The organism is Microbacterium sp. WCS2018Hpa-9, from assembly GCF_031843745.1.
In the GTDB taxonomy this organism is placed as follows: Bacteria; Actinomycetota; Actinomycetes; order Actinomycetales; family Microbacteriaceae; genus Microbacterium.
In genome coordinates this window covers 336,824-348,866 of sequence record NZ_JAVTIY010000002.1, presented here as the reverse complement: position 1 = coordinate 348,866, position 12,043 = coordinate 336,824, and the positions used below count along the sequence as shown (strand labels likewise).

Genomic DNA, 12,043 nt, shown 5'->3' with positions numbered 1-12,043 from the left:
TTGCGCAAGTGCGGGAGGGGGCGGGCTACTCGACGTCCCACAACGTGTAGCCGATGACGCCGGCGGGGATGAACTCCATCGGCTTCGTCAACTCGTTCTCCATGCCTATGATCCGGCCGGTGTCCTGAGAGATGAGGAGGGTGTTCTGGTAGTCGTTCTCGTCTTCGGTGACGCGCAGACCGATGACGTCTCGGTCAAGTCGATCCTTCGACTCGCCGAGCACGGTGACCCCGCCGGCATCGACGAGCATGCTGATCAAAGTGGCGTGCTGCTCATCTGTCAGAGTCCAGTAGCTCAGTAACTGACCGATGGCGAGCAGGAGCTCTCCGGACGACGACTCGGGCGTCGCGCCGAGTTCCGCAAGCGCCGCGGACAGGTCCTCGCGGCTTGAGCCGTTCAGGTTGACGACGCCTGCCGGAATGTCGAGATCCTCGGGGCTCGTCGTGACTTCGCTGATGACATCCCCCGGCTTGTAGGGGCTCTCCGCTAGGCCCTCTGGCCGCTCTCCATCAGCCCAATAGGACTCGGCGGCGACGACCGTGCTGGTGGAGCCGGTCTCCGGTGACCATTCGAATGTCGCCTCCTCTGGGACGACCTCGACCTGCTCCTGGGCGATATCGATGTTCCAGCCCCAGCCCAAGGTCTTCACCAGTGGCTCCTGGACGACGTCATCCGGCATATCGAGCTTCTGCCGCGCGTCCGCAATGACCGCCGTGAGCGGTTGAGCGTTGGCGTACTGGAGCGGCGCAGGGGTCAGCGCAACCGCAGTCTGAGCAGGGCCGAGAACGTTCACCGCGAACACCGCGACAACGGCTATGGACGCAACAGCGGCAGTCACGCCGCCCCAGGCCCAGCCAGTGTGATGCCGACGCTGGCTCGATGGCTCCAACGTTCCTCTGATGATGCCCTCGCGCACGGCGATCTCGCGGGCCGTCAGCGGAGCGAAGCGGTCGCTGGTCGCGGGGTTCGCTGCGCGGATGAGCCGGTCTAGCTCGTCGTCGGAGACGCTCATAGTCCGTTCTCCTTCGGTTCCAGCTGCGTGCGCAATTTCGTTCGCGCTCGGGTCAGTGTGGTCCACACCGCCGCCGGACTACAATGTAGGACCTCCGCAACCTCGCCGGCGTTGAGATCATCCCAGTAGGTGAGAACCACAACCTGACGCTCGCGCGCGTTCAGGATCTTCATCGCCTGACGGAGCGCGAGTGCCTCTAGCGGGTGAATCGTCTCGGTGGCGTTCTGCAGGCCGCGGCTCAGTGCGTCCAGCGCTCGTCCCCGCGAGCGGGCACTGCGGTCGAGGTCGCGAAGCTTGTTGTCGGCGGTGCGGACGAACCAGCGCAGACCCATGGGCTTGTCCGGTCGCAGTTTCCGCCATGCAACGACGAACACTTCCGCGGCAATCTCATCGACCTCCTCCTGATTCTCGAGGAAACAGGAGAGATGATGACGGACGAGCGGCCAGTACTCGTCGAAGAGTCCGCGGAAGACAACGGCTTTGTTGGCTTCCTCCGAGTGAGCGGAAGTCCCGGTCCGTGATGAGGTCATCAGGGGGAAGCTGTCATCGTCCGCGAAGGCGATACGGAAGTTATCGAACAGACCCACCCGCCCCATCGAAGACGCCTCGCTCACCTTGCTTGCCTCATCAGGGTATCGGGGTCACAGGGTGCAGAGAAGGTTCGTGGTCCCGCCGCCGACATTCGCCGAGCCGTTCGCTGCCGCGGTCGCGAGTGTCGTGCCCCCGTTGCGGGCATGCACGTTGCCGGATGAGCGGCCGTTGGCGATGGATCCCACGGTCTGCAGGGCGGCGGTGCTGACGTTGGTGCAGATGGTAAAGGTCAGCTTCGTGCCGCGAAGACCGGACTGCGCGTACGCACAGTAGGTTCCCGTGGCGCAGCTTCCGACGGCGCGCTGCATTGCGGACTGAGCCTCGAGGGTCATTCCGAGAGCCGGCCACACAACCGCGGAGTCACTGAGGGCGATGCCGCCGGGTACGGTCTCCAACGCGTACTCGACGTCGGGGTGGAGTTCGGTGTCAGCGTTAGCCACGGCCGGAGTGAGAACCAACGCCAGGACGAGTGCAGCGAAAGCGGCGATGGTGCGTTTCATGATTCTCCCCGGGGCTCAGGACGTGAGAAGACCGGGGGCTGTGTCATGCGCCCCGCCAGAGAGGTGTGGGAAGTCTCTCCGATCTCAGTATCCGCGCGATGGAATGAATCCCAGAGCGACTTCCTTGCATCTCCCGCGACTTCGTTACACATCTGTTTCATAACGCTGCCGCGGGCAGCTCCGCTCCTGCGACCAGTGATGCCGTCGCGGCGCAGACGACGAGCTGCACCAGGACGACGGCGAGCGTGCTGTCTTGGCGGTCGCGAGTGAGCCGGGCGCTCGCAGTCACGTGCAGCTCACCGCGCTGAGGCGCGCCTCGGCCGCAGCTCCGCGAGGGTCGTGATCAGTGAGGTGGTGGGGTCCCAGTGCCGCACGGCATGGGCGTGAGCACGGATGTCGCCGCCGATGAGATCCAGCGCCTCCGCAAGGTCAGTGACCCGCAATCTGCGGGCGAGGGCGACGTGCGGCATCCACTCGCCCGGTGCGGTGTGCGGGGCATCGTCACCCGTGCCGACCGCGGAGCGAACCGCTGTGCGGAGGGCGAGCAGCTCCGCGGTGGGCACGATGCTGCGGGCCATGACGCGTCGCTCGCCGGTGCCGAAGAGCAGGGGAGCGCCCAGCGTGATCGGGAACGAAGGGATGTCTGCCAGGACGCGGGGATCCACCTTCGGCAGGCCGAGGCGCGCGACCAGCGTGATGTGAGGTCGGTTGCTCGCCGATGTGTGCGCCGCGAGGCTCGAGAGCCCGTGTGCGGCGAGAGCCTCCCATTCGGCCCTGATAGCGGTCTCGGCCGCCGGGTCGAGGAGTAGCTCGATCGCCTTGGGGGATTGCTGCAGCTCTGGTTCTCGCACGGTGTCAGCTCACCGCGCTGAGCCGCCGCTCAGCCAACAGCGGCACGGCCACCTCGCGGGCGGCCATCCGAGCAGTCGTGACGGCGCCGATCGAGACCACCTCGGCGCCGAGCGTCGAGGCGAGGATCTCGGGTGCGGGCAGGTGCAGCTGAGTCGGCAGCACTTCGCGTGCCGCCGTGAGCACGGGGGCGATGCTCTCGGCCACTGCGCCGCACACGATCACGCGGGCGGGGTCGTACATGCTGCCCAGCACGCCCACCACGCGGGCGAGGGTCGCGCCGACGCGAGAAGTCGCGAGCAGCGCGTCGGCATCGCCCGCAGATGCGGCGGTCAGCACGGTGCGCGGGTCGATGCGGTCTGCGCCGGCGAGCCGACCGATCGCCGAGTCCGACTCGATCTCGCCGCTCTCGACCGCGTCGCGGACCTCGTCCTGCAGGGCGTAGCGCAGGCCGAAGGCCGAGCCGACGCCGACGATGTGGTCGAACACGACGCCTTCGCCGACGCCGCCGTGCGCACCGTGCAGCACGTGGCCGTCGACGACGACACCGCCTCCGAATCGCTCGCTCGCGAGCAGGGCGACGAAGTCACGGCATCCGACTGCTGCTCCGGCCGAGCCCTCGGCGATCGCGGCGAGCTGCGCGTCGTTCTTGATCTCGACCACGGGCGCCCAGTCGGCCAGCGCCTCGGCGAGACCCGGGTTGGTGCGCTCCCAGAAACCCTCTGGATGCGGGGGCGAGATGCCGGCGCGGTTGACGGGAGCGGCCACTCCCACGCAGATCGCGAGCACCGCCTCGCGCGAGACCTCTGCTTCGTCGATCGCGAGCTGCATCTGCCCGAGGATCGTCGCGCGCCGCGCAGCCGCGGACTGCGTCGGATCGAGGTCGGTGCGGTGGTGCACGAGAGTGCGCTCGAGCGGGTCGGCGATCGTGACCGCGAGATGGGTGTCTCCGGCATCCACGCCGATCACCACGCCCAGATCGGATGCCAGCACGAAGCGCCTCGCGGGCCGCCCGGCGCGGTAGCTTCCGGCGACGCGGGCGTTGGGAAGCTCGCGCAGCACGCCGGCGTCGACGAGCGTGTCGATCCCGTCGATCGCGGTCGAGCGGGTCAGCGAGGTGGTCGCCATCGCCTCGGTCGCGGTGAACTCACCGGCGGTCCAGGCGAAGTCGAGGATCGCGCCGACACTGGCTCGTCCGGTGCCGAGACCTGCAGAGACTTCTGTCACGGGTCTTGACCTCACTCTCGTTCAGATGAGAGAGTACCGTTCATCGAAGTAAATTCGCTCACTAGATTTAGTCTGCGGATCTACCGGACGAAAGGACAACGGTGTCTGTGAAACCACCACGCCCGGCCCGGCTCGTCGCCGGAGTCGCCGCGCTCGCCCTGGTCGGCGCCGCGCTGACCGGCTGCTCGACAGCCGGCGGAACCGAGACCATCCGCTTCACCTTCAGCAAGCGCGAGGCGATCGAGTTCATGACCGAGCTCGTCGCGCAGTACAACGCCTCGCAAGACAAGGTGCGCGTCGAGATCGACACCTCGGGTGTCGACGTCGTCTCGGCCAGCTTCGTTCGGGGCAACCCGCCCGACATCATGCTCGCCAACTACAACTACGAGATCGCTCGGTTCGTGCAGCGCTGCGCGCTCACCGATCTCTCCGGCACCGAAGCCGCCTCGACGATCCGCGACGACCTGCAGCCGCTCATGGAGCAGTACGGGTCGTGCGAGGGGCGCACGAGCGCGTTGCCGTACTCCGTGATGGGCGCCTCGGTCATCTACAACAAGGAGATCTTCGAGCAGCAGGGGCTCGAGGTCCCGCAGACCTGGGACGAGCTCCTCGCGGTGTGCGATCAGCTCAAAGAGGCGGGCATCGACCCGTTCTACGGCACCTTCAAGGACGACTGGACCGTCGCGCAGGGCTGGTACGACTACACCGCCGGCGGCTCGGTCGACGTGATCGACTTCTTCGACACTCTCGCCGAGGAGGGCACGGAGGTCGGACCCGACTCGGAGGTCTCGTTCCAGAACGACTTCGCCGAGCCGATGGAACGCATGCTCCAGCTCGCGACCGAGTACACCAACGCGGATGCCGCGAGTCGCGGCTACGGCGATGGCAACCTCGCCTTCGGCAAGGGCGAGGCCGCGATGTACCTGCAGGGACCGTGGGCGTTCAGTGAGATCGAGAAGACCGCACCCGACCTCGCGCTCGGCACCTTCCCGCTGCCCATGACCGACGACCCCGCCGACCTCGGCGTGCGCGTCAACATGGACCTCGCGGCGATGATCCCCGAAGGGTCGCAGCACCAGGAGGCCGCACGCGACTTCCTCGAGTACCTGTTCCTGCCCGAGAACATCGAGGAGTACAACGCCTCGCAGCTCGGCTTCACCCCGACGAACGATGCTCCGGCACCCGACGATCCCCGAGTCGAGGGGATGGTCGAGTACTACGACAACGGCCAGATCTATCAGGGACCCTCGGTGCTCGTGCCCAGGACCCTTCCGGTCTTCAACTACGCGCAGGCGATGGTGCTCGGCGCGTCCACGACCTCCACGTTGCGCACCATGGATGCCGACTGGGCCAGGATCGCGTTCCGCGCTCCGATCCCGTCGACCCAGGACAACGCATCCGGTGAGGATTCAGCATCCGGCGAGACAGAGGAGTCCACGCCATGACGAACACCGCTCTGCCCAACCCGGCAGCTCCGAACCCCGCGGCATCGAACATCACGAAGCCCAACAGTCCGACGACCGACACCACGGCGATCGTCACCGGCGGCACCCGCAAGCTCGCCCGTCGCAAGGGACGCGTCGAGCCGATCTACTACCTGTTCCTGCTGCCGACGCTCGTGATCTTCACGCTCGCGATCACGGTGCCGGGAATCATGGGCATCTTCTTCAGCTTCACCGACTCGATCGGCATCGGCGAGTGGAGCTTCAACGGGCTGACCAACTACATCGCGATGTTCAGCGACCCGGCCATCCTGCAGAGCTACCTGTTCACGTTCGGCTTCTCGATCGCCACGGTGATCGTCGTCAACGTGGTCGCCTTCATGCTCGCGGTGGGGCTGACCTCCCGCATCCGATTCAAGACGGGGCTGCGCACGATCTTCGTGATCCCGATGGTCATCTCGGGCATCATCATCGCCTACGTCTTCAACTTCCTCTTCTCGAACTCCATCCCCGCTGCGGGCGCTGCCACCGGCATCCCGTGGCTGTCGACCAGCCTTCTCGCGAACCCCGATCTCGCCTGGGTGGCGATCGTGATCGTGACCGCGTGGCAGGCGGTGCCGGGCACGCTGCTGATCTACATCGCCGGCCTGCTCTCGGTGCCGGGCGAGGTCTATGAGGCGGCGAGCATCGACGGCGCGAACAAGAGGCAGCAGCTGTTCCGCATCACGCTGCCGCTCGTGGCCGGATACGTGGTGATCAACGTGATCCTGGGCTTCAAGGGGTTCCTCAACGCCTACGACATCATCGTCGGCCTCACCAACGGCGGGCCAGGCACCGCCACCCGCAGCGTCGCGATGACGATCATCGCGGGCTTCAACGGCGGCGACTACGCCTACCAGATGGCCAATGCGACGATCTTCTTCATCGTCGCCGTGCTCATCTCCCTGCTTCAGCTCTCGCTGACCCGCGGAAGGAACGCACTCTGATGTCGACGCAGACACTCACCACCATCCCCACCTCGGGCAAGAAGCCGCGCGTCCGCATGGAGCGCGTCAACTGGTCGGGCACGATCATCCTGATCCTGTGCGCGGTCACGGTCCTGCTGCCGCTGTACGTGACGATCTCGATGGCCTTCAAGACCACGGGCCAAGCGGTCGACGGCAACGCCTTCTCGCTGCCGGCACCGTTCAGCATCGACGGCTTCGTCGAGGCATGGAACCTGACGAAGTTCCCGGTCGGCGCCGGCATCTCGCTGCTGGTCACGGCCGGCACGGTCATCGCGACCATCGTGCTCGCCGCCTTCGCGTCGTATGCGATCGTGCGCAACTGGGACCACCGCCTGTTCCGCTACTCGTTCTTCTACCTGCTCGCCGCGATGTTCATCCCGTTCCCGGTCGTGGCGCTGCCGCAGATCCAGCTCACCGGCTGGGTCGGGCTCGACAACCCGTTCGGCGTGATCATCCTGGCGACGATGTTCCAGCTGAGCTTCAGCGTGCTGCTGTTCACGGCGTTCCTCCGCTCGATCCCGATCGAACTCGAAGAGAGTGCGCGCATCGACGGCGCCACCACGTGGCAGACGTTCTGGCAGCTGATCTTCCCGCTGCTCGCACCCATGAGCGCGACGGTCGGCATCTTCGCCTTCCTCTACGCGTGGAACGACTTCATGATGCCGTCGCTGATCATCTCGGACCCGGCCATGCAGACCCTGCCGGTGCGGCAGAACCTCTTCCAGACCCAGTTCAGCAACAACTACAACGTGTCTTTCGCCTCGTACCTGATGGCGATGGCCCCGGCTATCCTGGCGTACCTGTTCACCCAGCGCTTCGTCATGGAAGGCGTGACGCAGGGCGCCGTCAAGGGCTGATCGCCATCGTGCGGACCGGCGAGCGCCGGTCCGCGCGCACCCCAGACCGCAACAAGAAGGAGCAACACCCCTCATGACCGATGCGCTTCTCACCGAGACCCGCGACGACACGACGGCAGCCTGGTGGCGTCAGGCCGCCGTCTACCAGATCTACCCCCGCAGCTTCGCCGACGCGAACGGAGACGGGCTCGGTGACATCCCGGGCATCGTCTCGCGGGCCGACTACCTGCGCGACCTCGGCATCGACGCGGTGTGGCTGAGCCCGTTCTACCCGTCGGCGCTCGCCGACGGCGGGTACGACGTCGCCGACTACCGCAACGTCGACCCGCGCCTGGGCACGCTCGAGGACTTCGACGACATGGTCGCCGCTCTGCACGAGCGCGGCATCCGCGTCGTGGTCGACATCGTTCCGAATCACTCGTCCGACCTGCATGAGTGGTTCCAGGAGGCGCTCGCCGCAGGCCGCGGTTCGGCGGCGCGGGAGCGGTACATCTTCCGTGAGGGGAGTGGGCCGGATGGCTCGCAGCCCCCGACCGACTGGACCGCCGCGTTCGGCGGCTCGGCCTGGGAACGGGTCGAAGACGGGCAGTGGTTCCTGCACAGTTTCGCGCCCGAGCAGCCCGACCTCAACTGGGACCACCCCGAGGTGCGCGAGGACTTCTTGAAGACCCTGCGCTTCTGGTCGGATCGCGGAGTCGACGGCTTCCGCATCGACGTCGCCCACATGCTGACCAAGGACCTCAGCGAGCCGCTGCCGAGCACCGCCGAGCTCGAGCTGCTGCCGCACGACGGCAACCACCCGTTGCACGACCGCGACGACGTGCACGAGGTGTATGCCGAGTGGCGTCGGGTCTTCAACGAGTACGACCCGCCGCGCACGGCCGTCGCCGAGGCCTGGGTGAGCACCCCCGAGCGTCGGGCGAAGTACGCCTCGGCCGAGGGGCTGGGTCAGGCGTTCAACTTCGATCTGCTCGTCGCCGACTTCGACGCGACGCAGTTCCGCACCATCATCACCGACAACCTCGCGCAGTCGCAGGCGACGGGCTCTTCGACGACGTGGGTGCTGTCGAACCACGACGTGACGCGTCACGCGACGCGATACGGTCTGGCTCCCCTCGACGGACGCACCGGGGTGAAGCAGGGTGTCGAATGGGTGGCCGCCGGCGGGCCGGAAGACCAGCTCGACCGCGAAGCCGGACTTCGCCGGGCACATGCCGCGACGATGCTGCTGCTCGGCCTGCCCGGCAGCACCTACCTCTACCAGGGCGAGGAGCTGGGGCTGCACGAGGTCGCCGACGTCGCGCCCGAGCAGCGCCAGGACCCGGCGTTCTTCCGTGGCGCGGTCTTCGACGGCCTCGGACGTGACGGATGCCGTGTGCCGCTGCCGTGGACGGCATCCGGTTCGTCCTTCGGCTTCGGTGCCGACGCCGCACACCTGCCGCAGCCCGCCTGGTTCGCCGAGCACGCGGTGGATGTCGAGGCGGCGGACCCCTCCTCGACGCTGTCGCTGTATCGCGAGGCGCTGCGGCTGCGCCACGAGCTGCAGACCGACGAGAGCCTCGAGTGGATCGAGACCGGTCGGCCCGATGTGCTGCGCTTCGCCCGTCCGAACGGCTGGCAGATCGTGACGAACTTCGGCTCGGAGCCTTTCGACCTCGGGGCGGATGCTGCCGACGTCGTGCTCGGAACCGTGGTCGCCGGCGCCGTGCCGGCGGACTCGACCGTCTGGATCGCACCCGGCCACATCGGCTGACGCAGAGGCAGGGCGACGAACCGCCAATTTGATAATGGTTCTCATTAGCGTTTAGAGTGAGAGCATGAAGAAGCCGTTCGTCGCCCTCGCCATCGCATCCGTCGCCGCACTCTCGCTGGCCGGATGCTCCACCACTCCCGCAGCGGGAGAGGGTGCCGGCGACACCGTCACGGTCGCGGCGAGCACCAACGTCTACGGCTCGCTCGCAGCCCAGATCGGCGGCGACCGCGTCGACGTGACCTCGATCATCACCTCGGCGACGCAGGACCCGCACTCCTACGAGGCCTCGGCTCGCGACCGGCTCACGGTGCAGAAGGCCGACCTCGTGATCGAGAACGGCGGCGGCTACGACGGGTTCATCGACACCCTGCTGCAGGATGCGCAGGACGCTCACGTGGTCAGCGCCGTCGAGTTCTCGCACGACTTCCCGGGCAACGAGGGCCACTCCGACGAGGAGGGCGCGACCGAGGAGGACCACGACCACGACCACGCCGAAGGCGAAGAGGGCCACGAGGGTCACAACCACATCGAAGGGTTCAACGAGCACGTCTGGTTCGACCCGCACACGATGATCCACGTCGTCGAGGCCATCGCCGACGAGCTCGCCACCATCGATCCCGACGGCGAGGCGGAGTTCACCGCCAACGCCGAAGAGATCGTCGCCGACCTCGACGGCTTCGAGGCCGACCTCGAGACGCTGAAGACGGATGCCGCCGGCGCGAACGTGATCATCACCGAGCCGCTGCCCGGCTACATCGCCACCGCCGCCGGACTCACCGACGTCACCCCCGAGGGCTTCGCCGAGGCGGTCGAGGAGGGCAGCGACGTCGCCCCCGCGACCCTGCTCGCCACCCTCAACGTGGTCGACGGCGGCGATGTCGCAGCCGTGCTCACGAACGCGCAGACCGGCGGAGCCGAGACGCAGCGCGTCGAGGATGCCGCGACCACAGCCGGCATCCCGCTCGTCGCCTTCACGGAGCTGCTGCCCGAAGGATCGTCGTACTCTGAGTGGATGAGTGACGCGATCCAGAGCCTCGCCGACGCGCTGCAGTCGTGAGCGCCGCCGCCGACGCGCGGGCAGGAGCCGATACGTCGAACCCGGTGCTCGAAGTGCGGGGAGCCGCGCTGCAACGCGGTGACCGCGAGCTGTGGTCGGGGCTGGACCTCAGGGTCGAGCCCGGCGAGTTCATCGCCGTGCTCGGACCGTCGGGTTCGGGCAAGACCACGCTGCTGCGCAGCATCCTGGGCCTGCAGCCGCTGTCGGCCGGCGAGATCACGGTCGCGGGCGAACCGGTGCGCAAGGGAAATCCGCGCATCGGATACATCCCGCAGCAGCGCTCGCTCGCTCCAGACACCAGCATGCGGGCCCGCGATCTCGTCGCGCTCGGGGTGCAGGGCAGCCGCTTCGGATTCCCGATCCCGCACCGGGGCGACCGCGCCAAGGTCGATCAGCTGCTCGCTTCGGTCGGAGCCGCGCACTACGCAGACCGCCGCGTCGGACTGCTCTCGGGCGGAGAGCAGCAGCGACTGCGGGTGGGCCAGGCGCTCGCCGACGAGCCGACCCTGCTGCTGTGCGACGAGCCGCTGTCGAACCTCGACCTCGCCAACCAGGTCGCCATCACCGACATCATCGATCGCCAGCGTCGTGATCGCCGCGCCGCCGTGCTGTTCGTCACCCACGACATCAACCCGATCCTCGGCCGCGTCGACCGCATCCTCTACATCGCGGGTGGCCGCTTCGTGCTCGGCACCCCCGAAGAGGTGCTGCAGACGCGGGTGCTCACCGAGCTCTACGGCACCCCGGTCTTCGTGCTGCGCGCTGGTGACCGGCTGGTCGTCGTCGGAGTGCCGGATGCCGAGCCCCACCACGAGCACGCGCACGATCACGACCACGGAGGTGCCGCATGAACCTCATCGCCGGCATCGTCCCCGCGGTCGACTGGAGCGACGTCTTCTCGTTCCAGGACTACGGCGAGCTCGTCGCCCTGCTCGCGAACTCGATCATCGCGGGAGCGGTGCTCGGCATCGTCGGCGGACTGATCGGCGTCTTCGTGATGCAGCGCGACCTCGCATTCGCGGTGCACGGGGTGAGCGAGCTGTCGTTCGCCGGCGCCGCCGCGGCGCTGCTGTTCGGCGGCAGCGTGGTGGTCGGATCGCTGGGCGGAGCGCTCGTCGCGGCGATCCTGATCGGCATCCTCGGAGCCAAGGCCCGCGACCGCAACTCGATCGTCGGGGTGCTGATGCCGTTCGGCCTCGGCCTCGGCATCCTGTTCCTGTCGCTCTACGACGGGCGCAGCGCCAACCGGTTCAGTCTGCTGACCGGTCAGATCGTGTCGGTGTCGAGCCCAGACCTCGGGTGGCTGCTGGCCATCAGCATCGTCGTGCTGTTCGGACTGCTGCTCATGTGGAACCCGCTGCGCTTCGACTCGCTCGACCCCGAGTCGGCCGCCGCCCGCGGAGTGCCCACCCGCGCCGTGAGCCTGCTGTTCATGGTGCTGCTCGGCCTCATCGTCGCCGTCAGCGTGCACATCATCGGCGCGCTGCTCGTGATGGCGCTGCTCGTCACCCCCGCGGCCGCCGCCATGCGCGTCTCGGCCGGGCCGGTCGCGGTTCCGCTGCTCGCGGCGCTGTTCGGTTTCGTGTCGGCCGTCGGCGGCATCCTGCTCGCCCTCGCGGGCACTCTGCCGGTCAGCCCGTACATCACGACCCTGTCGTTCACGATCTACGTCGTGTGCTGGATCATCCAGCGCGCCCGCGACGGTGTGCGACGAGTGCGGGCCTGATCCTCCCAGGGCCCGGCAAGGG

General features: G+C 67.6%; 13 protein-coding genes. 7 read left to right on the top strand and 6 right to left on the bottom strand.

Going from position 1 to position 12,043, the window contains the following annotated elements; genetic code table 11:
• Positions 1-25: 25 nt before the first annotated feature.
• The 6 genes from RQG82_RS05450 to RQG82_RS05425 all read right to left on the bottom strand — a co-directional run bounded on the left by RQG82_RS05450 (position 26) and on the right by RQG82_RS05425 (position 4,179).
• On the bottom strand, positions 26-1,012 hold the full coding sequence (locus tag RQG82_RS05450; RefSeq protein ID WP_311258112.1) for a hypothetical protein: 987 nt from the start codon (positions 1,010-1,012) through the stop codon (positions 26-28).
• Entirely contained in the window at positions 1,009-1,626 is a 618-nt protein-coding gene (locus RQG82_RS05445; RefSeq protein ID WP_311258111.1) for a sigma-70 family RNA polymerase sigma factor, read from the bottom strand. The genes RQG82_RS05450 and RQG82_RS05445 overlap by 4 nt, the downstream gene beginning before the upstream one ends.
• Positions 1,627-1,653: 27 nt before the next feature.
• The gene (locus RQG82_RS05440) at positions 1,654-2,103 is read right to left on the bottom strand and encodes a hypothetical protein (RefSeq protein WP_311258110.1); all 450 of its coding nucleotides are present in this window, start codon (positions 2,101-2,103) and stop codon (positions 1,654-1,656) included.
• 157 nt (positions 2,104-2,260) lie between these two features.
• Complete coding sequence (locus RQG82_RS05435; protein ID WP_311258109.1) at positions 2,261-2,392, bottom strand: hypothetical protein; 132 nt, start codon at positions 2,390-2,392, stop codon at positions 2,261-2,263.
• 7 nt (positions 2,393-2,399) lie between these two features.
• Complete coding sequence (locus RQG82_RS05430) at positions 2,400-2,954, bottom strand: 2'-5' RNA ligase family protein (protein ID WP_311258108.1); 555 nt, start codon at positions 2,952-2,954, stop codon at positions 2,400-2,402.
• Positions 2,955-2,958: 4 nt separating this feature from the next.
• A complete protein-coding gene (locus RQG82_RS05425; protein WP_311258107.1) occupies positions 2,959-4,179 on the bottom strand; it encodes an ROK family protein in 1,221 nt (406 codons plus the stop codon).
• A gap of 101 nt (positions 4,180-4,280) precedes the next feature.
• On the opposite strand from RQG82_RS05425, the gene RQG82_RS05420 reads away from it, so the two are divergent.
• The 7 genes from RQG82_RS05420 to RQG82_RS05390 all read left to right on the top strand — a co-directional run bounded on the left by RQG82_RS05420 (position 4,281) and on the right by RQG82_RS05390 (position 12,021).
• Complete coding sequence (locus RQG82_RS05420; protein WP_311258106.1) at positions 4,281-5,624, top strand: extracellular solute-binding protein; 1,344 nt, start codon at positions 4,281-4,283, stop codon at positions 5,622-5,624.
• The gene (locus RQG82_RS05415) at positions 5,621-6,607 is read left to right on the top strand and encodes a sugar ABC transporter permease (RefSeq protein WP_311258105.1); all 987 of its coding nucleotides are present in this window, start codon (positions 5,621-5,623) and stop codon (positions 6,605-6,607) included. Before RQG82_RS05420 ends, RQG82_RS05415 begins: the two co-directional genes overlap by 4 nt.
• The gene (locus RQG82_RS05410) at positions 6,607-7,485 is read left to right on the top strand and encodes a carbohydrate ABC transporter permease (RefSeq protein ID WP_290163198.1); all 879 of its coding nucleotides are present in this window, start codon (positions 6,607-6,609) and stop codon (positions 7,483-7,485) included. The genes RQG82_RS05415 and RQG82_RS05410 overlap by 1 nt, the downstream gene beginning before the upstream one ends.
• A 73-nt stretch (positions 7,486-7,558) precedes the next feature.
• Positions 7,559-9,238 (top strand): glycoside hydrolase family 13 protein, encoded by a 1,680-nt coding sequence (locus RQG82_RS05405; protein ID WP_311258104.1) that lies wholly within the window; start codon positions 7,559-7,561, stop codon positions 9,236-9,238.
• Between the two features lie 64 nt (positions 9,239-9,302).
• On the top strand, positions 9,303-10,295 hold the full coding sequence (locus RQG82_RS05400) for a metal ABC transporter solute-binding protein, Zn/Mn family (protein WP_311258103.1): 993 nt from the start codon (positions 9,303-9,305) through the stop codon (positions 10,293-10,295).
• Positions 10,292-11,146, top strand: a complete 855-nt coding sequence (locus RQG82_RS05395) for a metal ABC transporter ATP-binding protein (RefSeq protein ID WP_311258102.1) — start codon at positions 10,292-10,294, stop codon at positions 11,144-11,146. Before RQG82_RS05400 ends, RQG82_RS05395 begins: the two co-directional genes overlap by 4 nt.
• Complete coding sequence (locus tag RQG82_RS05390; RefSeq protein WP_311258101.1) at positions 11,143-12,021, top strand: metal ABC transporter permease; 879 nt, start codon at positions 11,143-11,145, stop codon at positions 12,019-12,021. Before RQG82_RS05395 ends, RQG82_RS05390 begins: the two co-directional genes overlap by 4 nt.
• The last annotated feature ends 22 nt before the right edge of the window (positions 12,022-12,043 follow it).